This window comes from Xylophilus sp. GOD-11R (assembly GCF_033546935.1).
Lineage (GTDB): Bacteria > Pseudomonadota > Gammaproteobacteria > Burkholderiales > Burkholderiaceae_C > Xylophilus.
In genome coordinates this window covers 17,794-42,669 of the sequence record NZ_CP137854.1, presented here as the reverse complement: position 1 = coordinate 42,669, position 24,876 = coordinate 17,794, and the positions used below count along the sequence as shown (strand labels likewise).

23 protein-coding genes and 1 riboswitch are annotated in these 24,876 nt (G+C 67.6%); of the genes, 12 read left to right on the top strand and 11 right to left on the bottom strand.

From position 1 onward, the window contains the following. Window positions 1-60: 60 nt before the first annotated feature. From glnE to R9X41_RS00190, 3 genes are all read left to right on the top strand, one after another. Window positions 61-2,862, top strand: coding sequence for a bifunctional [glutamate--ammonia ligase]-adenylyl-L-tyrosine phosphorylase/[glutamate--ammonia-ligase] adenylyltransferase (gene glnE / locus R9X41_RS00200; RefSeq protein ID WP_318632905.1), 2,802 nt, complete (start codon window positions 61-63; stop codon window positions 2,860-2,862). Continuing rightward, window positions 2,855-3,937, top strand: a complete 1,083-nt coding sequence (locus R9X41_RS00195; RefSeq protein WP_318632904.1) for a septal ring lytic transglycosylase RlpA family protein — start codon at window positions 2,855-2,857, stop codon at window positions 3,935-3,937. Before glnE ends, R9X41_RS00195 begins: the two co-directional genes overlap by 8 nt. A gap of 134 nt (window positions 3,938-4,071) precedes the next feature. Beyond that, on the top strand, window positions 4,072-4,845 hold the full coding sequence (locus R9X41_RS00190; protein ID WP_318632903.1) for a ferredoxin--NADP reductase: 774 nt from the start codon (window positions 4,072-4,074) through the stop codon (window positions 4,843-4,845). 610 nt (window positions 4,846-5,455) lie between these two features. On the opposite strand, the gene R9X41_RS00185 is transcribed toward R9X41_RS00190, so the two are convergent. The 4 genes from R9X41_RS00185 to R9X41_RS00170 all read right to left on the bottom strand — a co-directional run bounded on the left by R9X41_RS00185 (window position 5,456) and on the right by R9X41_RS00170 (window position 9,165). Continuing rightward, window positions 5,456-6,412, bottom strand: a complete 957-nt coding sequence (locus R9X41_RS00185; RefSeq protein WP_318632902.1) for a YihY/virulence factor BrkB family protein — start codon at window positions 6,410-6,412, stop codon at window positions 5,456-5,458. Between the two features lie 132 nt (window positions 6,413-6,544). Beyond that, window positions 6,545-7,378 carry an outer membrane lipoprotein gene (locus R9X41_RS00180; RefSeq protein ID WP_318632901.1) on the bottom strand — a complete coding sequence of 278 codons (834 nt, stop codon included), beginning with the start codon at window positions 7,376-7,378 and terminating at the stop codon, window positions 6,545-6,547. Window positions 7,379-7,561: 183 nt separating this feature from the next. Further along, a complete protein-coding gene (locus R9X41_RS00175) occupies window positions 7,562-8,863 on the bottom strand; it encodes a type II toxin-antitoxin system HipA family toxin (protein WP_318632900.1) in 1,302 nt (433 codons plus the stop codon). Further along, complete coding sequence (locus R9X41_RS00170) at window positions 8,860-9,165, bottom strand: helix-turn-helix transcriptional regulator (RefSeq protein WP_318632899.1); 306 nt, start codon at window positions 9,163-9,165, stop codon at window positions 8,860-8,862. Before R9X41_RS00170 ends, R9X41_RS00175 begins: the two co-directional genes overlap by 4 nt. Before the next feature lie 434 nt (window positions 9,166-9,599). Here R9X41_RS00170 and R9X41_RS00165 point away from each other — a divergent pair, with 434 nt between their 5' ends. Together R9X41_RS00165 and R9X41_RS00160 are read left to right on the top strand one after the other, a co-directional pair. Further along, window positions 9,600-9,722 (top strand): hypothetical protein, encoded by a 123-nt coding sequence (locus R9X41_RS00165; RefSeq protein ID WP_318632898.1) that lies wholly within the window; start codon window positions 9,600-9,602, stop codon window positions 9,720-9,722. A gap of 18 nt (window positions 9,723-9,740) precedes the next feature. Further along, window positions 9,741-10,418 (top strand): hypothetical protein, encoded by a 678-nt coding sequence (locus R9X41_RS00160; RefSeq protein WP_318632897.1) that lies wholly within the window; start codon window positions 9,741-9,743, stop codon window positions 10,416-10,418. A gap of 515 nt (window positions 10,419-10,933) precedes the next feature. Here R9X41_RS00160 and R9X41_RS00155 read toward each other — a convergent pair. The 4 genes from R9X41_RS00155 to metH form a co-directional block, all read right to left on the bottom strand. Beyond that, complete coding sequence (locus tag R9X41_RS00155; RefSeq protein WP_318632896.1) at window positions 10,934-11,377, bottom strand: hypothetical protein; 444 nt, start codon at window positions 11,375-11,377, stop codon at window positions 10,934-10,936. Window positions 11,378-11,433: 56 nt separating this feature from the next. Beyond that, window positions 11,434-12,159 (bottom strand): N-acetylmuramoyl-L-alanine amidase, encoded by a 726-nt coding sequence (locus R9X41_RS00150; RefSeq protein WP_318632895.1) that lies wholly within the window; start codon window positions 12,157-12,159, stop codon window positions 11,434-11,436. Next, complete coding sequence (locus tag R9X41_RS00145; RefSeq protein ID WP_318632894.1) at window positions 12,156-12,794, bottom strand: PAAR domain-containing protein; 639 nt, start codon at window positions 12,792-12,794, stop codon at window positions 12,156-12,158. The genes R9X41_RS00150 and R9X41_RS00145 overlap by 4 nt, the downstream gene beginning before the upstream one ends. 144 nt (window positions 12,795-12,938) lie before the next feature. Further along, window positions 12,939-15,656 carry a methionine synthase gene (metH, locus tag R9X41_RS00140; protein ID WP_318635110.1) on the bottom strand — a complete coding sequence of 906 codons (2,718 nt, stop codon included), beginning with the start codon at window positions 15,654-15,656 and terminating at the stop codon, window positions 12,939-12,941. A 56-nt stretch (window positions 15,657-15,712) separates the two neighbouring features. Next, window positions 15,713-15,808, bottom strand: a riboswitch (S-adenosyl-L-homocysteine riboswitch). Window positions 15,809-15,910: 102 nt separating this feature from the next. Between metH and R9X41_RS00135 the strand changes: the two genes are divergently transcribed. From R9X41_RS00135 to R9X41_RS00115, 5 genes are all read left to right on the top strand, one after another. Further along, window positions 15,911-16,984, top strand: coding sequence for a pirin family protein (locus R9X41_RS00135; RefSeq protein ID WP_318632893.1), 1,074 nt, complete (start codon window positions 15,911-15,913; stop codon window positions 16,982-16,984). Between the two features lie 58 nt (window positions 16,985-17,042). After that, on the top strand, window positions 17,043-17,519 hold the full coding sequence (locus tag R9X41_RS00130) for an FKBP-type peptidyl-prolyl cis-trans isomerase (RefSeq protein ID WP_318632892.1): 477 nt from the start codon (window positions 17,043-17,045) through the stop codon (window positions 17,517-17,519). 7 nt (window positions 17,520-17,526) lie between these two features. Beyond that, a complete protein-coding gene (locus R9X41_RS00125) occupies window positions 17,527-17,877 on the top strand; it encodes an SUI1 family translation initiation factor (protein ID WP_318632891.1) in 351 nt (116 codons plus the stop codon). Between the two features lie 17 nt (window positions 17,878-17,894). Next, window positions 17,895-18,104 carry a DUF3820 family protein gene (locus R9X41_RS00120; RefSeq protein ID WP_318632890.1) on the top strand — a complete coding sequence of 70 codons (210 nt, stop codon included), beginning with the start codon at window positions 17,895-17,897 and terminating at the stop codon, window positions 18,102-18,104. Window positions 18,105-18,284: 180 nt separating this feature from the next. After that, a complete protein-coding gene (locus R9X41_RS00115) occupies window positions 18,285-19,631 on the top strand; it encodes a methyl-accepting chemotaxis protein (RefSeq protein WP_318632889.1) in 1,347 nt (448 codons plus the stop codon). Window positions 19,632-19,652: 21 nt separating this feature from the next. Here the strand turns inward: R9X41_RS00115 and R9X41_RS00110 are convergent, their stop codons facing one another. Continuing rightward, window positions 19,653-20,396, bottom strand: coding sequence for a general secretion pathway protein GspB (locus R9X41_RS00110; RefSeq protein ID WP_318632888.1), 744 nt, complete (start codon window positions 20,394-20,396; stop codon window positions 19,653-19,655). Between the two features lie 9 nt (window positions 20,397-20,405). After that, entirely contained in the window at window positions 20,406-22,085 is a 1,680-nt protein-coding gene (locus R9X41_RS00105; RefSeq protein ID WP_318632887.1) for an AAA family ATPase, read from the bottom strand. 153 nt (window positions 22,086-22,238) lie between these two features. Between R9X41_RS00105 and R9X41_RS00100 the strand changes: the two genes are divergently transcribed. Then, complete coding sequence (locus tag R9X41_RS00100) at window positions 22,239-23,102, top strand: MHFG family PEP-CTERM protein (RefSeq protein WP_318632886.1); 864 nt, start codon at window positions 22,239-22,241, stop codon at window positions 23,100-23,102. 4 nt (window positions 23,103-23,106) lie between these two features. On the opposite strand, the gene R9X41_RS00095 is transcribed toward R9X41_RS00100, so the two are convergent. Continuing rightward, window positions 23,107-23,922: a hypothetical protein gene (locus R9X41_RS00095; protein ID WP_318632885.1), complete on the bottom strand. Its 816-nt coding sequence runs from the start codon at window positions 23,920-23,922 to the stop codon at window positions 23,107-23,109. Between the two features lie 112 nt (window positions 23,923-24,034). Here R9X41_RS00095 and R9X41_RS00090 point away from each other — a divergent pair, with 112 nt between their 5' ends. Further along, window positions 24,035-24,859 (top strand): transglutaminase domain-containing protein, encoded by an 825-nt coding sequence (locus tag R9X41_RS00090; RefSeq protein WP_318632884.1) that lies wholly within the window; start codon window positions 24,035-24,037, stop codon window positions 24,857-24,859. The last annotated feature ends 17 nt before the right edge of the window (window positions 24,860-24,876 follow it).

Below are 24,876 nucleotides of genomic sequence, written 5' to 3'. Positions count from 1 at the left end.
CTCGGCATGTCTGAACCGGTTCCCGGACACTAAGTCAGTCGTTGTCAAAAAGTGCATGGCATGTCCTCAGGAATTATGACCGCCACACGGGGTAACGGCCCCCTGGCCGTACACGATGTTGCGCCTGCTCCCCCATCGGAGATAGACGGTGGCGCCGCCCATGCGCGCTTCGTGCAGCGCCTGCGCCGCCGCTATGCGCAGGAGCTCTCGCTGCTGGCCGTCGGCGCCCCCACACGCGCCGCCATGGCCGACACCTTCGCCGCCCTGCGCGCCCAGGGCCACGACTGCAGTGCCGCGCTGCGGGTGCTGCGCCAGCTGGTCATGGAACGCCTGGCCACCCTCGACTGCGAGGAGCAGGCGCCCCTGGCGGTGGTGGTGCGCGGCGTCACCGAGCTCGCCGAATTCGCGCTCGACATCGCCTGCGCCGAGGCCTTCGCCACGCTCGATGCGCGCCACGGCGTGCCCACCAACGCCGATGGCAGCCGTTGCGAGTTCTGGGTGGTCGGCATGGGCAAGCTCGGCGGGCGCGAGCTCAACGTCTCCAGCGACATCGACCTGGTCTACGTCTACGAGGCCGAGGGCGAAACGCCGGGCAATGCCGACGGCCGTGGCCGCATCTCGCACCACGAGTACTTCGCCCAGGTGGTGCGAACCATCACCCAGCTGGTGGGCGACACCACCGAGCACGGCTTTGTGTTCCGAGTCGACCTGATGCTGCGGCCCAACGGACATTCGGGGCCTGCGGCCGTGTCGCTCGCCGCGCTGGAGGAATACTTCGTGGTGCAGGGCCGCGAATGGGAACGCTTCGCCTGGCTCAAGAGCCGGGTCGTCGCGCCGCGCGCCTGCCTCGGCGGCACCGCCGTGCTGGGGCTGCGCCAGGTGGTGCTGCCTTTCGTGTTCCGCCGCTATCTCGACTACAGCGTCTTCGACGGCCTGCGTGACCTGCACCGGCAGATCCGCGAACACGCCACCCGCCGCAGCGCCGGCAAGCCCGAGCGCGCCAACGACGTGAAGCTTTCGCGCGGCGGCATTCGCGAGATCGAGTTCACCGTGCAGCTGCTGCAGGTGGTGCGCGGCGGCCAGTTCCCCGAGCTGCGCCATCGCGCCACGCTGCAGGCGCTGCGCTGCCTCACCGACGCCGGCCTGATGGCCGAGGACACCGCCGCCGCGTTGGCCGAGGCCTACACCTTTCTGCGCCGCGTCGAGCACCGCATCCAATACCTCGACGACCAGCAGACCCACGCCCTGCCCACCGCCGACGCCGACCTGGAATGGATCGCGCGCACCATGGGCTATACGCAGCTCTGCCCCTTCCTGCACGACCTCGACGGCCACCGCGAACGCGTCGCCCAGGAGTTCGACACCCTGCTCGGCGGCAACGCCCAGGCCGCCTGCAACGGCAAGGGCGTTTGCGGCCGCGCGGCCGGTGCACCGCCGGACTTCGACGCGCTGCTCGAACGCCTGCCTGAGCGGGTGCGTGAGCGCATGCGCGAATGGCGCGGGCATCCGCGCATCAACGCGCTGCGCGATGTCGACCGCACCCGGCTGCTCAAGCTGCTGCAGCGCACCGCCCTGTGGCTGGCCGACGGTTCCGCCACCGAGGAATCCGCCGTGCAGATGGCCGACTGGATCGAGCCGCTGCTGCGCCGCCAGAACTACCTGGCGCTGCTGCTCGAGCGCCCCGCCGTGCACCGCCGGCTGCTGCATCTGCTGGGTGCGGCCAAATGGCCGGCGCGCTACCTGCGCCAGCACCCGGGCGTCATCGACGAACTCGCCGGGCCGTTCCTGCTGGCCGAACGCTTCAACGCCGCCGAATACGAAGACGAACTCGAACGCCGCCTGGCCTCGGTCACCAACACCGCCGAAGACGACGACGAAACCCTGCTCAACCTGCTGCGCCGCGCGCACCACGCCGAGGTGTTCCGCACCCTGGCGCGCGACGTGGAGGGCGTGATCGGCGTGGAGCAGGTGGCCGACGACCTCAGCGCGCTGGCCGACGCCACGCTGCGCATCACCGCGCGCTGGTGCTGGAGCCGTCTCAAGCAGCGCCACCGCGAGGAAGCCGAGCCGCCATTCGCGGTCATCGGCTACGGCAAGCTCGGCGGCAAGGAACTCGGCTACGGCAGCGACCTCGACATCGTCTTCGTCTACCACGACGAAGACGACCGTGCCTCGGAGGTCTATTCGGCCTTCGTGCGCAAGCTGATCAACTGGCTGACCGTGAAAACCGCCGACGGCGACATCTACGAGATCGACACCGCGCTGCGGCCCAACGGCAACTCCGGCATGCTGGTCACCAGTTTCGAGGCCTATGCCAAATACCAGGAACGGCGCGGCAGCAATACCGCCTGGACCTGGGAGCACCAGGCCATGACCCGCGCTCGATGCGTACTGGCGCCGCCCACGCAGGCCGACGGCTTCGACTGGCGCGCGCGCTTCGATGCGGTGCGCGAGGCCGTCATCACCGCCCCGCGCGACGCCGCCGCGCTGGCCCAGGAGATCGTCGCCATGCGCGAGAAGGTGCGCGCAGCGCATCCGGTCAAGGCCGGCCGGTTCGATGTGAAGCACAGCCGCGGCGGCATGGTCGACGCCGAATTCGCGGTGCAGTATCTGGTGCTGTCGGCCTCGGGCGAACACGCGGGCCTGCGCGAGAACGTCGGCAACATCGCGCTGCTGCAGCGCGCCGAAGCCGCGCAACTGCTGCCACCGGGTGTGGGCCAACGCGCGGCCGACGCCTACCGCGTCCTGCGCCGGGAACAGCACCGCGCGCGGCTGAACGAAGAGCCGACGCAGCTCGTCGCCGACGCCATGGCGGTCGAGCGCGATGCGATCCAGGCGTTGTGGAGCGCCGTCTTTGGCTAGGTGGCTCGCGGCATCGGCGGCCCTGACGGCCGCCGTGCTGCTGGCCGGTTGCGCCAGCGGCCCCGGTGGCCGCAGCGGCCCCCGCGCCGGCCGCGACGGCCCGGACGCCAACCCGCCGGCCCACCTGGCGCAAGTGCCCGATGCCGAGCCGCGCCGTGAAACCATCCGTGCCGGCGGCCCCAACAAGCCCTACGTGGTGCTCGGCCGCACCTACAGCCCGATGGCGCCCGATGCCACCTACCGCGAGAGCGGCCTGGCCTCCTGGTACGGCCGCAAGTTCCACGGCGCGTCCACCTCCAGTGGCGAGCCCTACGACATGTATGCGATGACCGCGGCGCATCCGACGCTGCCGATCCCCAGCTACGCTTGGGTGCGCAACCCTGCCAACGGCCGCGAGGTCATCGTGCGGGTGAACGATCGTGGCCCGTTCCACGAGGGCCGCATCATCGACCTGAGCTACACCGCGGCGTTCAAGCTCGACCTGTTGCGCGGCGTGGCACCGGTGGAAGTGGAGCGGATCACGCCGGTGCAGATCGCCGCGAGCACCTGGCGGCGTGGCGATGCTTCGCCGGCTGTGTTGGCCCAAGCCCCGGCGTCGGTCCAGGTGCCGGCATCGGCCGTGGCGACCGTGGCCTATGCGCCGGTCGACGCGGCGCCGCCCGAGCCGACGAGCGACACGCCGGTCGGCATCACCGCCGTGGCCTTGGCCGCCGAGAGCCGCAGCGCCGACCAGGATGAGCCCGTGGCGCCGCGAGCGCTGGTCGCTGACGCCCAGCCCGCGCTGCCGCCCGTCGTGCCGACGCCCGCCGCGCCAGCGCCGGTGGCAGCCGGATCGGCCGGCGGCAGCTTCTGGGTGCAGCTCGGCGCGTTCTCCCGGCCGGAGGGTGCCGACGCGGTGTCGCGCCGCGCCGCCGCACCCGCATCGGCCGCCGGTGCGGCCATTGCCGTCGTGCAGGACGGCGCCCTGCGCCGCGTCCAGGCCGGTCCTTTCGCCAGCCGCGAGGCCGCGCGGGACGCCGCCGTGCGCATCGGCGAGGCGCTGCAGATGGCGCCGGTGGTGGTCGAGCGGCGCTGACCCTGCCGCAGCCGAGGCCATATGCATATGGCTGAATGCGATTCGGTCACGGGCTAACATCGGCGGTTTCGCCGCGAGCTTGCGGCATCCTCCCTTCCAGTTGTCCACCCCGACCCCCCGCAGAGCCGACCGACATGAGCGCTTTCAACGAGGAACGTGTCCTCTCCGTCCACCACTGGACCGATCGTCTTTTCACCTTCACGACCACGCGCGACCCGTCGCTGCGTTTCTCCAACGGCCACTTCACCATGATCGGCCTGAAGGTCAATGAAAAACCGCTGCTGCGCGCCTACAGCATCGCCAGCGCCAACTACGAGGAACACCTCGAGTTCCTGAGCATCAAGGTCGACGACGGCCCGCTCACCTCGCGCCTGCAGCACATTCAGGTCGGCGACCCGATCATCGTCGGCCGCAAGCCCACCGGCACCCTGTTGTGCGACTACCTGCTGCCGGGCAAGCGCCTGTATCTGCTGGGCACCGGCACCGGCCTGGCGCCGTTCCTGTCGATCATCCGCGACCCGGAAACGTACGAGCGTTTCGAGCAGGTGATCCTGGTGCACGGCGTGCGCCAGATCGACGAGCTGGCCTACCACGACATGGTCACCGAGCATCTGCCGCAGCACGAGTTCCTGGGCGAGATGGTGAAGAAGCAGCTGCTTTACTACCCCACCGTCACCCGCGAGAGCTATCGCAACATGGGCCGCATCACCGAGCTGATGGAAAACGGCAAGATTTTCTCGGACCTCGGCGTGCCGGCGCTCAGTTCGGCCGACGATCGCGTGATGCTCTGCGGCAGCCCGGCCATGCTGGCCGATCTGAAGCACCTGCTGGAAGCGCGCGGGTTCAAGGAAGGCAATACCTCCACGCCGGGCGACTTCGTCATCGAACGTGCGTTCGCTGAAAAATAAGGCCCCTCGGCTCTTCAGCCCGCTTCGCGGGCTGTAATTCGCCATCCCCCGAGGGGAAGGCTTCGCCTGCGCCAGGGAAACCCTGGCGCGCCTCTGTCGGGATATGAGCGCTATCGGGGGGTGGCGCCTGGTGCTGGTTGTCGATCGGGCCCCTCGGCTCTTCAGCCCGCTTCGCGGGCTGTAATTCGCCATCCCCCGAGGGGAAGGCTTCGCCTGCGCCAGGGAAACCCTGGCGCGCCTCTGTCGGGATATGAGCGCTATCGGGGGGTGGCGCCTGGTGCTGGTTGTCGATCGGGCCCCTCGGCTCTTCAGCCCGCTTCGCGGGCTGTAATTCGCCATCCCCCGAGGGGAAGGCTTCGCCTGCGCCAGGGAAACCCTGGCGCGCCTCTGTCGGGATATGAGCGCTATCGGGGGGTGGCGCCTGGTGCTGGTTGTCGATCGGGGCCCCTCGGCTCTTCAGCCCGCTTCGCGGGCTGTAATTCGTCATCCCCGGGGGGAAGGCTTCGCCGAGTCCAGGGAGACCCTGGCCTGGCTCTGCATGGATATGAGCTATCAGGGGTGGCTCCCGATTCTGGCTGTCGGGAGCTTGTGCGGAAGCCCTGAACCTGTTTCAGGCGTGGTGGACGCTTGTGTTCGTGTTGGAGTTGGCATGGACGAGCTTTGCTTCTTCTGCCAGTGCCTGCGCGCAGCCGGCGGAGAAGAGCAGGACGGCTGACGAAAAATAGATCCACACCAGCACCACGACCAGCGAGCCAGCGGCGCCGTAGGCGGAGACGACGGCGGTGTTGGAGAGGTAGAACGCCAGCACGTGTTTGCCGACGGCGAACAGCAGCGCGCCGAGGCAGGCGCCGGTGACGAGGTATCGGAGCGGCGGCTTGGGGCCGCTGGACATGCGCATCAGGCCGCTGAACAGCAGCACGGTGAAGAGGAACGACAAGCTCTCATTGCCCAGGCGCAGCAGCGGCGCCAGCAGGTGCCAGCGCGCAATCTGCATCTCGATCATGTGGAAGGCGGTGGTGACGACCAGCGACACCAGCAGCAGGAAACCGATCGCCAGCACATAGGCCACGCCGCGCAGGCGCAAGGACGCGGTGTGCCACCAGGGCGTCTCCGGCGGCTTGCGGCCCTGCAGCCACATGCGCTCCATGGCCGATTCCAGCTCGGCGAAGACACCGGTCGCACCGACCACCAGGAGCAGCGTGGCGATGATCGACGCTCGCAAGCCCTCGGCCGGGCGTTGCGCGCTTTCCATGGCCTGGCGCACCACCTCCGCGCCGCGGTCGCCGACAACCGCCTGGATCTGGGTGACGAGACTGGTTTCGAGCAGGTTGCGGTCGACCCACCAGCCGAAGATGGCCACGATGAGCACCAGCAGCGGCGCCAGGCTGAGGATGCCGTAGAACGACATCGCCGCGCTCATGCGCAGTCCTTCGGCCTCGGTCCAGAGCACGGCTGCCTTCCACAGCGGCGACACCACCGTGCGCACCGGCCACCACAACACCTTGGCCAGCAGCCACAGTCGCCCTTGCAGACTGGCCGGTGGGCGGGTGGAAGGGTGGGCGAACATGCGCCCGAGTGTGCCCGCATGCCGCGGATCGCGTGCGGCAGACGATCGCCGCTGCGCCGGTAGGCCGTCGCCGACGGGCTACCTTGGCGTGGCCGGCAGTTGCGTGACCGGCCTCGCGGCGTGCCAAAGCGCTCAGTAGCGACTGGTGGAGTAGGTGCCCCGCGGCTCGTTGACCGTCTGGTAATAGGGGTTCTGCGCCGCGTGGGTCGAATAGGTCTGGCCCTGGCCGAGCCGGAAACCGTTGCCCTCCACCGTCACGCGCTGGCCCACCGGCACCGGTGCGTTGTGCTCGTAGGTGCGCACGCTGCCGTCGTCCATGCGCACGCGAATCTGGTAGGTGGTCGTGGTGCGGGTGCGTTTTTCGACCGTGTTGCCCAGGTAAGCGCCACCGCCCGCGCCCAGGATGGTGGCCGCCGTGCGGCCGCTGCCGCCGCCGACCTGGTTGCCCAGCACGGCGCCGAGCACACCACCCGCGACAGCGCCCAGGCCCGTGGCCGGCGCGGCCTGCTGGATCGGCGTGACCGACTCGATGCGACCGCAATCCGCGCAGACCGGGGCCCGGCTGCTCGCCACAGCCTGCGGGGCGTAGCTGCCGGTGTAGCCGCTGCCGCCGGAGCGCGGCGCAGTCACCACGGGCTTGCTGACGGCGGGCTTTGGCGCCGGCGCGGCGACGACCGGTGCAGGCGCAGGGGCCGGCACTGGAGTGGCGTTCGTCCGTTCAGACAGCACGTCTTCACGGCTCAGCGTCTGCTGTTGCGCCGTGCCGGCGGCCGAGGCGACCGACTGCGGCGTGGGGTCGTCACCGTGCACGTTCTGCCATAGCAGCGTACCGCCGAGCGCGGCCACGGCCACGCCGAGCACGCCGACCGCCGCCCACAGCGGCTTGTTGGCCGTGCCGGAAGTCGGCGCCGGCAACGGTGCCGACGGATGGTGCGGGCCAGCGGATGTGTCGAGAACGGGGTCCATATGTCTTGCCTTTCGAAGCGGCTCGGGATTGCGACGAGCGCACGAAGCCGATCGGCACAAGTTAGCGACAAGGCGTGAAGGCCATGACCACAATTTGTAAAGACGGGTAAGCCGAGTTTCAGTTGCGGCCGTCTGCTTACGGGTTAGAACACGCGCGCAGACCATCGTTGCCCTACAGCCACATTACGCCGTGAGTGCCACGCCGCCCGCCAGGCGCTCCGCCACGCAGCGTTGCACGGCGTCAGGGGCGTCTTTCAAGACGGCCGGCCATTGCGCCCGCGCCTGTCGCACCAGCGCCTTGGCCAGTCGGATGTGATTGGGCACCCGCGTCAGTCCGGCCGCCGACAGGAGTGCTTCCAGTTCGTTCCAGCCGAACGCGCGCAGCGTGCGATCGATGGCGCGGTTCACCCCGTAATCGCCCGGCGCTACCGCCTCGAACAGCGCGGTCACGCAGACCGGGTCGTACAGCGGCGACAGCACCGGCTGCCGTCCATCGGGATAGATCAGCGCCCAGTTCTTCAGGTGCGCGTCGGTGTTGCCGAGCAGCACGAAGGCGACGAAGCGGCCGATGAATTCGCGCACATCTGCCACGCGCCGGGCCGAGAGCGCTTCGATCAGCCGCAGCATGCGGGCGTAGTCGCCGACCAGTTCGCGGCCGTACTTCTGGCGGGGCTCGTACTGCAGCACCTGCGCAAATTCCTCCATGTGTACCCGCAGGCCGTCGGGCCCACGGTCGAAGCGCGACACCGCCAGAATTTCGTCGTGGGGCAAGGTTTGCGGCAGTGCCGCTTCGACCTGCGCGATGACCCGCGCATCAGCACAATCGAGCCCGAGCGCCTCGCAGAGGCGGTATCCAGTGAACTCGTTGGCCACCAGATCGGGGTGCCGGCTCGTGGGCAGCTTGAGGATGGTGGAGCCGGCCGCGCCATGCTTCTTGACCACGTAGCGGCGCCCGTCGTAAATGGCGGAAAACTTGGTTACCACCCCCGGCAGCGAAGCGGCGTCCTCCACCGGATATTCGACGAAGCCCGGCTCCAGCACGTCCAGGCCGAGCGCCGTGTGCCAGTGGCGCACCGTGTCGGGAATACCCTCGCGCGCCGGCACGGGCTCCACCTCGAGCGCACCCATGAGGTCGTGGCCAGCGGCGGCCAGCAGCTCAAATTCGTCGTCCGGACTGCAGTGGCGCTCGCCCGCCAGCCGCTCGCGGTTGTGGCCCTCGGGCAGCAGGTTGGCGAAATACGCCGGCCACCGGCCATTGCTGCGCACCAAGCGCTCGTCGCGGGTGGACTGCAGAATGGCGCGCGTGTCGGCCTCGTTGGCGCCTTGGTAGGCCAGCGACAGCGTGGGACGCGCGGGGTCGTCGATGTAATCGCGGTCGAAGGAGGCACGCAGGATGTCGCCATACTGCGAGAGATAGCCGATCGCCCGCCGGCTGCGGTCGGGCAGGTGCAGGTACAGACGCAGATACTTGATGGAAGTGCTCACGCAGGCCGGCCCAGGCTGTCGACGATAGAGGGCGGAGCGCCGGCGCCGACCGGCTGGCCCAGCACCCGGCCGCCGGAGCGCAGGAAGGCCTCGACCTCGGGCTGCAAGACGCTTGGAACCAAGATGAGCTCCATGCCCAGAGCGCGCGCCATTTCGATCACGCTGGAAAGCCGGGGATCGCCTGCGCCGGATTCGGTCTTGTTGACCGTCATTCGGGTCAGGCCAGCAGCGTCGGCTAGTTGCTGCTGCGTGAGATGTGCGGCTTTGCGTGCGCGCAGGAGATTTTGCTCGATGCTCATCATCGCTATCTTTTAATAGAGATTGATTACTGAAATTAGCAAAGCTTCATCAGCAACGCAATGCGTTCATGATCATTTCAGTGATCTAATTCATCAAAAAGATTGCTTTAATGATCTTATTGGCTAGAAAGCTTGGCCCTCCCATCCGAGCCGCCATGAAACGGATCGGATGGCGAACGCCGCGACCATGGATCACGGAATGCGGCTTTGACCGCTAGAAGCAGACAGGACGCCAATCCCGGCCGCGCCTCGTCGACGCGACGGGGCAAATGTCGTGCATCGGATCGCGCCAAGCGGGCCGGCCGGGGCACACGAATCGCTCGGCTCTGTAAGCGCCGGTCAGCATGGAAAGCACGCTTGCAATGGTGCCGGGCTGCGGTGATCGACATTGAGAATCACGCCCGTTCCACCAGATCGCGGAAAACCAGGAGGACTCGTTGCCGCCTACCGACAACCGCCAAGCCCCGTCGTTGCGCACCCACGCGCTGCTGCCCTATCTGCTGATCGGCCTGGGGCTGGCGCTGTGGTGCTTGCATGAACCGACCTCCGCCGCGCCATAGGCCGTGTGGCGGGCGGCGATGACCCATCTTGCGCTGGCGCTGGCGCTGGCGCTGGCCTGGTACATGAGCGACGACGCGCCGACAGCCGGCCGCGCGCGCTGGTGCGGCGCACTCGCCCTGGGCGCGCTCTTCGCGCTGCTCGGCGCCTACGCCGGGGCGGGCAGCGCGCGCTTTCCGTTTGCCGGCATGGACTGGATTCTCGCCTTCGCCGTGCTGGGCTTCGTGCTCGCCACGCTCGCGGCCAGCCGCGAGTCCAGCCGCTCGCGGCTGACGCACCACCGGCTGTTCGCCTTCGCCTGGCGCAACGCGCTGGCCGTGCTGCTGGCCGCCGCGCTCACCGCCGTGTTCTGGACCTTGCTTTGGGCGGCCGCCTGGCTCATGGAAAGCATCGGCCTGACCGGCGTGCGACGGCTCATCACCACGCAGCCCTTCCTGTTCACCGTGACGGCATCGGCCTTTGGCGTGGGCATGGGGGCGGTGCTGGGTCGCGCCGATACATTCGCTGCCGTGCGCCGCTTCTGGTGGGCGCTCAACCCCGTTCGTGCCGCCCGCGCTGGCCTTCGCAGTGGTCTGGCTGGTGGCGCTGGCCTTCTTCTGCGTGCAGCCGCTGTCCGCCACGCGCAGTGCCGCGTCCTACCCGTTCTGGTTCTGCGCGCTGTGCGTACTGTTCGCCAACACGGCGTTCCAGGACGGTGAGCTCGCCGACCTCGACGACGAGTCATCGACGAAGCCATCCTGCTGCAAGGACCGGCGGGCGCAACGCCGGCTGCCCCACCGCTTTTCTACCGCCAGACGGCAGGTACCTGGAAACGATTGGGCCGAGGCCGGATCGAGGGCGGTCATTTGACGATGGACGCCTGTCGCAACGCCGTCGAGAGCGGAGCGATCCGCCAGGTGCCCCCGCGCTTGCCGGATTGGTTGATCGGCCCTCTTGGCTTGAGCCCGCCTTGGAATGGCTCGGTCTGGCGCATGGTTGATATCCGCATTCAGCCATGTCGACCCGCGTCAACACCGCCAAGGCCATTCATCGATCGGCCCGCATTCAACCAGCAACTCGAACCAGTGCCTGAAAAACTGTTTTGTTAGTAAAACGCATACCAAAAAACATTATAGCAAACAATCAGAAAATAGCGGCCATCCATTCGTCGTAGCTTCTTTGCCAGTTATATTTCTGACGTCAGTCAACCAAATGCCTGCGCAATCCGTCCGCTTCAATACGGCCACGGCCATTTGCTCGAGCCTTTGTCCTTGCCACTCTTTACAACACATAAGTCATAATTGTCTAACCTACCAGTATCCGAGATGCCAAACCGATGCCAGCAATAGTCTGCAAACTCTTCAAATTCGGGCGAAGTCATTAGCCAGTTTCCATAATCGTCTTGTCTTTTGCGCCACTCTACTTCTGCGCCATATGCATCGGACCGATACGAATCCCGAAACTTGAATTGAAAGAGCGTCGGCTTTTCCTTGATGAAAAATATCATATACCCTTCGTCCTCAAAATGGTCCACGGTCACGACGCCGCAGAATGTCCACACGAGCGAAACAATAACCATCGCAATGGATTTTTTTGGATAAACGAAAAAATAATCTTTTATTTGGTAACAGTAATTCTTAAGACGTGCACAAACCGTCGATTGAATTTCCGCAATCATCACGCTTTTTTATATCGATAGCCCGTTTGAGAATCGGGCGAAATTTTTTACGTCACTCAAGGCCCTGGGAGTTTGGCCCACGCCCGAAGTTCATCAACCAACACCAAGCCATGTCTTCCCGGGCATAGCTTGGCTTCAGCAGACTTTTGATGGGGAAACTCACAGTGACCGCCAAGCTGCTTAATGGCGAAAAATTGTCTGAGAACTTCGATAACATTTTTTAGAGATTTGATTTGCGCAGCGGAAATTTCCGGGGGCTTTATCAAGCCAATTTTCTTCGCAAATCTAAGGCCATATGAAATCTTATCGTTAGCATCTTCCGGCTCAGAAAGATTTTGAAGCATCACAATTCCTATCGCACCTGAATTGTAATTTTCAAGATGAGTTCCTTTCAGACGAATGTCTTCGGCCTCGAAAATTTCGCCCTCGCATCCAATCGCGTAGTGATAGCCAATGTCGGGCCAGTGTCGCCTATTTTGATGAAAATGTTGGATATTATGTATGTGCTCCATTGGACTTGAGCAACTTGCCGCTCGCCCCGCATGATGAATGGCGATCATCGAGTAATGCCAATCTTCCAAAGCGGTTGCCAGCTTGGTCTTGTGCGCCCCCCATGACGATCTTTCAAAAACCTGGCCATTTTTTAAGCGCAATGAAGCAATAATCGCCTCCCTCGTCGCAGCCCGATCATTCACGGTCACCAAATGGGGCGCATACTTGGCGTAATCCTCCCGCGCCACGGCTGCAGTCCAGTGTTTGGGGTAGTGAGCCGCTCCGTTCATTGCTCGCCTCCGTTACCCGGCAAATCTGTCCAGGGATTTGCGGTCACTTCACCTTGAGGTGAATTGAAAACAAGATGAATTTTGAATTCCTCGCCCGGCTTCGTATGAACCACCGCGATGCCTTTTTCATCGGTCTTTCCCTCATGGATCGAACCATAGGATTCGACCAGGAATTTTCGATGGGCCAACGGCAAACCGGTTTCACTACCGACGAAGGCGAAGGACGCACCGCTGCCGCTGTTCTGCGGTACTGAATCACTCAAGCGAAAATACCCAGCCAACCCCGCGTATTCAACCCAACCGGCCGCAGCCGTGAGTTCAGCACGGATTTCGGCCTCGCTGAAAGTGGTGTCCACATTCTGGTGGCGTGCTTTCAGCCGCGCTGGCGTCGGGCATCGGCAGAGGCACAGATCGCCATCCAACAATTGCTGCCGACCATCGGGCGCGGTAAACGGGCGAAACGGCTGAACGCATTTCGTCGCCCCATGGCTTTGACAACTCGGGCACCACACCGGATCGCCCTCGAATGCCGCATTTACACCATCCAGTTGAAAAAATGGCTGCTGTGTTCGCGCATGGACGATTCCATCTCGATCGGTGGTATCACCATCTCTGATAACTGCTCTTCGAAACACCGTCTCTGCTCCCGTTGAATAACCGGAGCGAGAGATTACCCGCGCAGACACCCCATACCGCCCGCCAGGCGATCAATAAATTGCATCCAATCCGCAACAATAATTCGAGTTAATTCGAAATATATCGTTGCGTTAATGCAAAGGTCAGCTCAGGTTGGGCGCCAGCATCCGCGCCACATCCGCCTGGACCATGCCGCGCCGCTCGGCGATGTCATGCACCTGGTCCTCACCGATCTTGCCGACGTTGAAATACACGCTTTCTGGATGCGCCAGGTAGAAACCGCTGACGCTGGCCGCCGGCGTCATGGCGAGCGACTCGGTCAGGCCCATGCCGATCTCTTCGCAGCGCAGCACCTCGAACATCGCCTGCTTGACGCTGTGGTCCGGACAGGCCGGGTAACCCGGCGCCGGGCGGATGCCCCGGTACTCCTCCTTCACCAAGCCCTCCACCGACAGCGCCTCGTCGGCCGCGTAGCCCCACAGATCCTTGCGCACCCGCTCGTGCAGGTACTCGGCGAAGGCCTCGGCGAGCCGGTCGGCCAGGGCCTTGAGCATGATCGCGGAGTAGTCGTCGAGGTCGTCGATGAAGAACTTCTCCTTCTTCTCCACGCCCAGGCCGGCGGTCACCGCGAACATGCCGACGTAGTCTGGCCGACCCGAAGCCTTGGGCGCGACGAAGTCGGCGAGGCAGCGGCTCGGCCGCATCACGCCCTCGACCGCCTGCTTCTCGGTCTGCTGGCGCATGCCGTACCAGGTGAGCGCGACCTCGCTGCGGCTCTCGTCGGTGTAGAGCTCGATGTCGTCGTCGTTCACCATGGCGGCCGGCCAGAAACCCATCACCGCGCTGGCCTGCAGCCAGCGGCCTTCGATCAGGCGCTTGAGCATGCGCTGGCCGTCGGCATACACCCGCACCGCCTCGGTCCCGACGACCTCGTCCTTGAGGATCTGCGGAAACGGCCCGGCCAGGTCCCAGGTCTGGAAGAACGGGCCCCAGTCGATGTAGCGGGCGATCTCGTTCAGATCGAAATTGCGGAACACCCGGCGGCCGATGAACTTGGGCACCGGCGGCTGGTAGCCGGCCCAGTCGAGCGGCGTGCGGTTGGCGCGCGCCTTGGCCAGCGGCCACATCGGCGTCTGCTTGCGGTTGGCGTGCTGGTTGCGCACCTTGTCGTAGTCGGCGTTGATGTCGGCGATGTACTGCGCCGCCTGCTCCGACAGCAGGCTCTGCGCCACGCTCACGCTGCGCGAGGCGTCGGGCACGTAGACGACCGGGCCTTCGTAGTGCGGCGCGATCTTGACGGCCGTGTGCACCCGGCTGGTAGTGGCGCCGCCGATCAACAGCGGAATGCGCGCGCCGCGGAAATGCTCGTCCTTCTGCATCTCGCCGGCCACGTACTGCATCTCCTCGAGGCTGGGCGTGATCAAGCCGGACAGCCCGACGATGTCGGCGCCCTCGGCCTTGGCGCGTGCCAGGATCTCGTGGCAGGGCACCATCACGCCCATGTTCACGACCTCGAAGTTGTTGCACTGGAGCACGACGGTGACGATGTTCTTGCCGATGTCGTGCACGTCGCCCTTGACCGTGGCGATGACGATCTTGCCCTTGCTGCGCACGTCGCGGCCGGCGGCTTCGTCCAGGCGCTTTTCTTCCTCGATGTAGGGCAGCAGGTGGGCCACGGCGGACTTCATCACGCGAGCCGACTTGACCACCTGCGGCAGGAACATCTTGCCGGCGCCGAACAGGTCGCCGACGACGTTCATGCCGTCCATCAGCGGACCTTCGATCACGTGCAGCGGGCGCCCGCCCTTGGCCAGGATCGCGCGGTAGGCGACCTCGGTGTCCTCGACGATGAAGTCGGTGATGCCGTGCACCAGCGCGTGGGTGAGCCGCTGTTCGACCGTGGTGGGCTGCTCGGCGGTGCCGCGCCATTCGAGCTTCTTGCTCTCGTCCTTGGCGCCGCTCTTGGCCGTCTCTGCCACCTCCACCAGGCGCTCGCCGGCGTCGGGCCGGCGGTTGAGCACCACATCCTCGACCCGCTCGCGCAGCACCGGCTCCAGGTCGTCGTAGACGCCCACCATGCCGGCGTTGACGATGCCCATGTCCATGCCCGCCTGGATCGCGTGGTAGAGGAATACCGTGTGAATCGCCTCGCGCACCGGGTCGTTGCCGCGGAACGAAAAGCTCACGTTGCTGACCCCGCCGGAGACCTTGGCGCCGGGCAGGTGCTGCTTGATCCAGCGCACCGCCTCGATGAAGTCGACCGCGTAGTTGTTGTGCTCCTCGATGCCGGTGGCGACCGCGAAGATGTTGGGGTCGAAGATGATGTCTTCGGGCGGAAAACCGACCTCGTCGACCAGGATGCGGTAGGCGCGCTCGCAGATCTCGATCTTGCGCGCGAAGGTGTCGGCCTGGCCCTGCTCGTCGAAGGCCATCACCACCGCCGCCGCGCCGTAGCGGCGCACCAGCTTGGCCTGGTGGCGGAAAACCTCCTCGCCTTCCTTCATGCTGATCGAGTTGACGATGCCCTTGCCCTGCACGCAACGTAGGCCGGCCTCGATCACTTCCCACTTGGAGCTGTCGACCATGATCGGCACCCGCGCGATGTCGGGCTCGGACGCGATCAGGTTCAGAAAGCGCACCATCGCGGCCTTGCTGTCGAGCATGGCCTCGTCCATGTTGACGTCGATCACCTGCGCGCCGTTTTCCACCTGCTGCCGCGCCACCGCCAGGGCTTGCTCGAACTGGCCGTTGAGGATCATGCGGGCGAAGGCCTTGGAGCCGGTGACGTTGGTGCGCTCGCCGACGTTGACGAAGAGCGATCCCTCGCCGATCGCGACCGGCTCCAGGCCGGACAGCTTCATGGCGGGGACGGGAACGGTGGCGGAAGACGTCATGGAACTCACCTGATGGATCGCAGTGCAGGTGAGCGTCGTTGCGGGGCCGGTCACTGGGAACCGGATTTTTCCGAGCCTGACGAATGGCCGGGGCCACCGCTGCAACGCTCCTCGGAAAGGACGGGCATTTTAGCGGCGCGCCCACCGGGCGGACGCACTCCGGTTGAAATAGCGCTCCCGGCACCATAACTCTCGTCTTCCGAAGAAAGGCCCGCCCCGCCATGTCCGTCACCGATCCGTCCACGCTCGCCTCCACCGCCCATCCCGCATCCGCCGTGCTGGCGGTTCGGCCGCTGGGCGCGCCGCCCTGGGAAACGGCCGACCCGTTTCTCTTCTGCGTGCACCACGACGACGCCTATCCGCGCGCCAACGGACAGCTCGGGCCGGACGCCTCGCTGGCCGGCCGCGCCATCGGCCAGGACTTCGGCCGCAAGGATGGCTGGAGCATGTACCACGGCCAGCGGATTCCGGGCTTTCCGGCGCATCCGCACCGCGGATTCGAGACGGTGACCATCGTGCGCCGTGGCCTCATCGACCACGCCGACTCGCTCGGTGCGGCAGCGCGTTTCGGCCAGGGCGACGTGCAATGGCTCACCGCCGGCGACGGCGTGGTGCATTCCGAGATGTTCCCGCTGCTCGACGAGGCCGCGCCCAACCCGCTGGAGTTGTTCCAGATCTGGCTCAACCTGCCGGCGGCCAGCAAGCGCTCGCCGGCGCACTTCACCATGTTCTGGGGGCCGCAGATTCCGGAGGTGGTCGCGCGCGACGACGCCGGCCGCCAGACGCGGGTGTCGGTCATCGCCGGTCGGCTCGACGGCGCGGCCGCGCCGTTGGCGCCGCCACCGGATTCGTGGGCCGCGCAGTCCACGGCCGACGTCGCCATCTGGACGATTCGCCTCGATCCCGGCGCCTGCTGGACGCTGCCCGCGGCGCAGGCCGGCAGCAACCGCCGGCTGTATTTCTTCGCCGGCCGGGCGCTGCAGGTGGCCGGTCGCGCGCTCGATGGCGCCTCCGTGGCCGAGCTGCGGCCGGAATTGCCGGCCGAGCTGGTCAACACCGGCACCGACGTCGTCGAATGCCTGCTGCTGCAGGGCCGGCCGATCGGCGAGCCGGTGGTGCAGTACGGCCCCTTCGTGATGAACAGCCAGGCCGAGATCGCCCAGACGCTGGCCGACTACCGCCGCACCCAGTTCGGTGGCTGGCCCTGGGGCGACGATTCGCCCACCCACGGCCGCGACCCGGCGCGTTTCGCCCGCCATGTCGATGGACGGCGCGAATTGCCGCCGGCCGATTGATCGCACCCGGTTCGCGGGAGAATCCGGGGTTCCATCCAAGAAAACTGCAGCAGCCAACATGAAAATCACCAAGGATTCGGTCGTCACCCTCCGCTTCACCGTCGCCGACGCCACCGGCAAGCAGCTGGACAAGTCCAGCGAACCCATGGCTTACCTACACGGTGGCTACGGCAACACCTTCCCCAAGATCGAGGAAGCCCTCGAAGGCCAGGAAGCCGGCTTCGCGACCACGCTGGCGCTGTCGGCAGCCGACGCCTTCGGCGAGCGTGACGAATCGCTGGTGCGCACCATTCCCAAGAGTGAATTCCCGCCGGGCGTGAAGGTGGGCGGCCAGCTGCGCGGCACCAACGACGACGGCGGCGAGCAGGTCTACCGCGTGGTCAAGATCAAGGGCCCGGAAGTGCTGCTCGACGGCAACCACGCCCTCGCCGGCCAGGCCCTGCGTTTCGCGCTCAAGGTGGAAAGCGTGCGCCCGGCCAGCGCCGAGGAACTGGCGCACGGCCACGTGCACGGCGAGCACGGCCACCACCACTGATAGGCCGATGGCGCTCGTCTATTCGACCGAGACCGGCCGCACCTGCCCCGAATGCCGGCAGGCGCTCGCGGCCTGCACTTGCCGCCAGCAGGCGCAGGCTGCGGCGCTCAAGGGCAGCGGCGCGGTGCGGCTGTCCTACGAGACCAAGGGCCGGGGCGGCAAGGGCGTGACGGTGCTGCGCGGCCTGGCGCTCGACGCCGACGAGCTGGCGAAGTTCGGCAAGACGCTGCGCACCGCCTGCGGCGCCGGCGGCGCGGTGAAGGAAGGCGGCACGCTGGAAGTCCAGGGCGATCACCGCGAAACCGCTGCGCGCCTGCTGGAGCAGCGCGGCATCGCGTTCAAGCGCTCCGGCGGCTGAAGAAAGGCTCGCTCGCCATGGCGCCGGAAGACATCGAGAAGCTGCTGACCCGCACCATGCCGTTCGGCAAACACCAGGGCACGACCATCGCCGCGTTGCCGGCCAACTACCTGCACTGGTTTGCGCGCGAGGGGTTTCCGCCGGGCGAGATCGGGCGCCTGCTGCAGCTGATGTTCGAGATCGACCACAACGGACTGCGCGGCTTGCTCGCCCCCCTGCGCCGCTGACACTCTCCGGCCTGGAAGCGCGACCGCGGTACGCCGGGCAACCCGATCCGGATTCAAAACGTTGCGTGGCCGCCGCGAGGCCGAGACCGGCGTCATGGAATTCGTGTCTTTTTGTACGAACCCCGCTACCGTAGCGGCTGACGCTCCTCTCGGCGCGTCCCAACCCCCTCCATCACCGCCATGAAAAAGAATTCCGGCCCGTCACGCGGCGTGCTGCGCACGCTCCTGGGTGCCGTTTCCACACGCCGCCAGCTCGACGCGCTCTACCGCAACCAGGCGGTGATCGAGTTCAGCCCCGACGGCGTGATCCTGGCGGCCAACGAGCATTTTTCCGAAACCATGGGCTATACGCTCGCCGAGCTCACCGGTCGCCACCATCGCATGCTGGTCGATCCGGAAGAGGCGGCGTCGCACGACTACGCCCGGTTCTGGCAGCGGCTGCAGGCCGGCGAAGCCTTCGTCGGACGCTGCCGCCGACTGCGCGCCAATGGCGAGGACATCTGGCTGCAGGCCAACTACAGCCCGGTGCGGCGGGCCGACGGCCGGGTGATGCGGGTGGTGAAGTACGCGATGGACATCACCGCCCAGGTGCTGCGCGACGCCGAGGCGCAGAGCCAGCTGGCGGCGGTGAGCCGGGCGCAGGCGGTGATCGAATTCGCGCTCGACGGCACCATCCTGCGAGCCAATCGAAATTTTCTGGAAACCATGGGCTTCGCCGACGAGCGCGACATCGTCGGCCAGCACCACCGCATCTTCGTGCTGCCCGAAGAGCGCAATTCGCCCGCCTACGCGGCCTTCTGGCGCGAACTCGGTGCCGGGCGCTTTCACCAGGGCCAGTTCTGCCGGCAGGCCCGCGGCGGCCGCCAGGTGTGGATCGAGGCCAGCTACAACCCGGTCATGGACGAGGCCGGACGCCCGTTCAAGGTGGTGAAGTACGCCACCGACATCACCGCCCGCTTCGAGGCCACCCGCACCTTGCAGGGCGCGTTCGAGCAGCTCAACGCGCTGGTGATGCACAGCGCCAGCCAGGCCGCCGAAGCCCATCGGCAGACCGAGCAGGTGCTGTCGGTGGCGGTGGACGGCACCGCCGCCACCGGCCGGGCGGTGCAGGCGATGAGCGAGATCCGCCAGGACTCGCAGCGCATCTCCGAGATCGTCGGCCTGATCGACGGCATCGCCTTTCAGACCAATCTGCTGGCGCTCAACGCCGCGGTGGAAGCCGCGCGCGCCGGCGAGCAGGGCCGGGGCTTCGCGGTGGTGGCGGGCGAGGTGCGCACGCTGTCGCAGCGCAGCGCCGGGGCGGCGCAGGAGATCAAGTCGCTGATCGCCGCTTCGGCCCAGCGGGTACGCGAAGGCGACGGCCATGTGCAGGAGACCGGCAAGGTGATGCAAGGCATCCGGACGTCGGCCACGCAGGTGTCCGAGATCATGGGCGGCATCGCCGAGGCGGCGCGGTCGCAAAGTGCGCGCATGGGCGCGGTGCACGAGGCGATGGGGCTGCTGGAGGCCGCGGTCGTCCGCAGCTGACGGCGTGGCCCGCCGAGGGCTTCAGTACGGCACAGCCCAACGCTGGCTCTGGCTGCGCAGCACCACCTGGCGCTCGGCGATCGACTCGAGCACCACGCCCGGCGCCGCCGCATCGCCTTCGTGCAGCACCTGGCCATTGACGATCACCATGCGATAGGCCGGATTGGCCGAATAACTCGCACCCGATACCGAGAGCTGCGGCAGTTGCTGGCGCGTCGCCGCCGGCAGGTCCTGCAGCAGCGGCACGCGCGTGGCGGGAGCCGCTGCAGGAATCGTGGAGGGCGCGACAGCAGGCGCGGGTGACGCTGCCGGCGGCCGCTGCTGCGCGGCGGGCGCAGCCACGGGCGGGGCGATGAAATCGACCGGCTCGGCTTGCCTGGGCGGCGGCCCGGCGGCGACGGCCGGCGCGGGCGGCGGCGGGCGCAGCGGCGACAGTGACCGCGAAAGCGACAGCGACGCCTCTGCAGCCGGCGCAGCCGACACCGGGGATGCAGGCTCCGAGGCGGGCGTCGGCGCAGGCGTCGGCACTACGGCGGCGGCCGGGGCCGGCGGTGGCACGGGCGCGTCGTCGGCACGGCCCCACCACCACCAACCACCGGCGCCGATCGCCACCACCGCCACCAGCAGCGCGGCCACGGCCGGCGTGGTCGAACGGTCCGGTGCCGCGTCGGGCGCCGGCACTGCCTGCGGTGTGAGCACGCCGGGCACGGCGCCCCGCGCACGTTCTGCATCGGCTCTTCGCAGGGCATCGAGGATCAGGGACATGTCGCGGGCTCAGTGGCGTTGCAGGCGCGGCTCGTCGACGCCGGTGGCGCGATTGAGCCGCATGGCGGTCAGCGGTCCGGCCACGCCGTCGGGCGGCAGCCCCTGGGCGAGCTGGAAACGGGAGATGCGTTCGGCGCGCGACAGGCGGGCCGGCAGATCGGGCATGGCCGTGGCGAGGCGGGCGTCGAGGCCGGCCGTGCCGGTATCGGGCGTGCGCCAGAGCGTCACCGCATCGCCGTGCCACCAGCGCGACAGCTCGGCGGTGGCCACGCGGTGCGTCTGGCCTTCGAAGTCGAGTTCGACACGGTCGGCGTCGAGCCCACGCACCAGCACGAAGACCTGCCGCCGCACGCCGTCGACGCTGATGTCGAGCGGCAGCAAGGCCGGGCGATCCATCTGGCGGATCAGGTCCAGGCCGGCGCGCGGCGCGCGGAAGCAGCGAAGTTCGGTGCGCGCCAGGGCCGTGCAGGCCTTGCCGGTGGCCGGTACTGTCGTGCCCCATTCGGCGGCGAGCCGGCGCAGGGCCGCGTCTTCGGAATCGGACAGCCTGGGCAGGGCTTCGGCGAGGTCGAAAGGCGCTTCGGCGGGATCGATCTGCGCCGCAGGCTCGGGCGCAGGCGCAGGCGTGGGCGCTTCGGCCACGGGTGGCGACGGAGCTTGGGCCGGCGCCGCAGCGGGAGCCGCCGCCGGATGCGGTACGGCGGGCGTGACCGGTGCGATGACGGCGCGCGCGGCCGCCGGCCGGTTCGTCCACACCGCGAACGCGGCGGCCGAGACGAGCGCACCGCCGATCACGATGCCGGCGGCCACGCCGGCCAGCGGTGTGCGTCGACGGCCACGTGCGGCGTCGGCGCCGGTGGTCGCCGTTCGATGGAACACCTCGCGCGCCGCCCGCTCCAGCATGCGCCGATCGACCGTGCGCGCTCCGGCCGCGTAGGCACCGAGCAGTGCCCGGTCGCACAGCAGGTTGATGCGGCGCGGCACGCCGCCGGTGATCTGGTGCACGCGGCGCAACAGGCGGCGATCGAAGGGCGGCGGCCCGGTCCAGCCGGCGATCGCCAGCCGATGCGCCATGTAGGCCTCGACTTCCGGCGGCGAGAGCGCGTCGAGGTGAAACCGTGCCACCACCCGCTGCGCCAGCTGTTCGAGCTCGGGGCGCGCGAGCATGTCGCGCAGCTCGGGCTGGCCGATGAGCACGATCTGCAGCAGCTTGCGTTCGGAGGTCTCGAGGTTGGTGAGCAGGCGCAGCTGTTCGAGCACGTCCACCGACAGGTTCTGCGCCTCGTCCACCACCAGCACCGCGTTGCGGCCGGCGGCGTGCGACTGGAGCAGGAACGCGTTGAGGGGGTCGATGCAGTCCTTCACCGTCTCGCCCACGCCGGGTTCGGCCGGCGCGTGCTTCACGCCGAACTCGTCGTTGATGGTGCGCAGCAGCTCCATCGCGCTCTGCTTGGGGTTGAACACATAGGCCACGTCGCAGTTGTCGGGCAGCTGCTCCAGGAAGCAACGGCAGACGGTGGTCTTGCCGGTGCCGATCTCGCCGGTCAGCAGCACGAAGCCGCCGCCCGCACCGAGGCCGAAGAGCAGATGGGCGAGCGCCTCGCGGTGCCGCTCGCTCATGAAGAGATAACGGGGGTCGGGCGCGATGGAAAACGGCGCCTGCTGCAGGCCGAAAGCGGATGCGTACATGGATGCCCCGAGTATCGCCAAAGCCGCTATCGCCACGCGTGCCCTATAGCGTTTTTTACGATCGAGCGGGCCGAATCGTGCGCATTCGTCAGTAGTCACATACGACCCGTGCCTTGCAGGCTGCAGACATGGTCCGCGGCCTAAAACCCTGGGATGCGTTCAACCCATGTCTGCGCCCTCGCCTTTATCCTGTTCCTGAGCCTGCGCTGCGCCATCGCTGCGACCGTGGCGACCTGCGACTGGCACAACCCCGGGCACGACCCCTTCATGGGCGATGTGCCGGCCGCTGTCGATCACTACCGGGACATTCCGGCCGCCACGCGCGCCCGGCTGAAGGACCGGATGCGGCGTTTCGACTACGACGATGTCGTCGCCATCCGCAAGCACAGCATTGCCGGCAGGTCCGCCTACGAACCGGCCATCCGCGCGATGCATTTCGGCACCGGCCGGATTTGCGCCGAAGTCACCCGCGATCGCTGGTCCGCCGGACACGAGGAGCGCGCGCTCGTCTACTGCGAGGACGGCTTCTGCATCCTGGTGCCGTCGGTCTGCCGCAATGTCAGCCGCATCGAGCGCCGTGCGGTCACCGCCCCGGTGGCCTCCGCCCCGCCAGCGGCTGCGGCGCCGGAAGCGCCGGCCAGCCCGCCGATGTCGATGGTTCTGCTCGACGCCCCGGCCACCGCGACCGACATGCCGCCGCCAGCAGCCGGCTGGCGGCCGTGGTCACCGGTCTGGCACGCGCCGCCGCCCTGGTTGATCGGCGGAGATTTCCCTGGTGGCAGCTTGCCGCCGACCGGGCCATCCGGCCCGATGCCGAACCCTCCGCCTTCCGTGACCCCACCGACCTGGCCTGCGGTCACGCCGCCCCTCCCCTCGACCCCGCCCGATATCGCTCCCCCGACCGGACCTGAACTGCCACCGGTCGCATCCGTGCCCGAGCCGCCTATCTGGTCGTTGTTCGGCGCCGGTCTGCTGCTGGTGATGGCGACACGCCGCCGGCCGGCGTCGACCGGCTGAGATTTCAGCGAACCGGCCGTCCCGCGCTGTCGACCAGCAACGCGAAGATGCGCTTCAGGCCCCACAAGAACAGCAGTGGCAGCACCAGCGTCTGCACCAGGAACACCGCCAGCAGGCGCAGCAGGTGGTCGACCGCATGGGCGGCGATGTCGCGCGCACGGCTGGCGATTTCCGGCACGCGGGCGGTCCACGCGCCCACGCTCGCCGGCAGCTCGCGCACCGTGTCAAACCAGCTCTTCTGGCCGGTCGCCGGGGTGTCGGGCACCGTCACCAGATCCGCCGACCCGGCCGCGCCGCCGATGGCCGATTGCGCCGCGGCGTAGTCGTCGGCCAGAAAGGCGCGCCAGGCGAGCTCGTTGCCGGCGGCCATCAACGGCACGCCGAAACGCAGCAGCATCAGGCCGACCAGCAGCGGCGCCAGCCGACGCGCCTGCGGTCGACCGAAGCCCTGCAGCAGCACCCAGGCCAGCGCTGCCACGCTGACCGCCGCCGACATCGCCCAGTGCGCGGTGATCGGCAGCAGCAAGAGCTCCACGCCGAAAGCCACGCACGCGGCCAGCATCAAGGTAGAGAACTGCTCGACCAGTTCGGTCACCGGCTGCAGCGCCTGGCCGGGCGCGAGCGTCACGCCGACACCGGCCGGCTGAACCGCCACCTCGGTGCCCTGGGCCACCGACAGCACCGCATGCAGCGCGCGGGCGGTGGCAAAGGTGGCGACGGCGCGCTGCAGGCCGGCCTCGGCATCGCGTCGCGCCGCCTGGTCGGGCGGAAACACCCAGGCCGACAGCAGCACGGCGACGAGCAGCAGCACGAGGAACACGGGGCGGAGCGGGCGTAGGCGTTGCATCCGGCCGAGGATACGGCCGCGCCGTGACAGGCGGCCGGCGCCTTATCCGACGACGCTGGCGGGCCGTCGCGGCGAGAGTCGTCGCATGAAACTCCAGGCCCGTTGCGCCATGACCCTACGGGTCGCGGCCGATACCCCCGTCGTCGCCATCCTCCGCCCACGCAGCGGTCTCGCCCAGTGGCTCGCCGCCGAGCGCTACACGCTCGAGCCCTGGGTGCCCACCACCGAATTCGTCGACCCCTACGGCAATCTCTGCCAGCGCTTCACCGTGCCGGCCGGCGACATGTGCGTGGCCGTCGACATGACGGTAATGACCGCCGACGAGATTGCCGTGGCCCCCGATGCGCCGCACACGCCGGTGGAAGCCTTGCCCGACGACGTGCTGCACTACTTGCTGCCCAGCCGCTATTGCCCGAGCGACACCATGGCCGCCGACGCCCTGCGCATCGTGGGCGACGCGGCGCCCGGCTATGCGCAGGCCGAGGCGATCCGCGCCTGGATCCACGCGAACATCAAATACCGCTACGGCGAGAGCGACGCCAGCACCGACGGGGCCGACACCCTGGCGCACGGTGCCGGCGTTTGCCGCGACTTTTCGCATCTCGGCGTGTCGCTCTGCCGCGCGCTGCAAATTCCGGCGCGCCTCGTGGTGGGCTACCTGTGGCAGCTCGACCCGATGGACATGCACGCCTGGTTCGAGGCCTTCGTCGGCGGCCGCTGGTACACCTTCGACGCCACGCAGGCCGCACCGCGCGGTGGGCGCATCGTGCTGGCCTACGGGCGCGACGCCGCCGACGTGGCCTTCATCTCCGACTACGGGCCGCGCCCGCTGGAGATCGCGGAGATGAAGGTGTCGGTCGAGCGGCTCGACGAGCCCGCCGCCGATCCCAGGCCCTTAGGCCAGCCTTAAACCCATCGCGCGAGAGG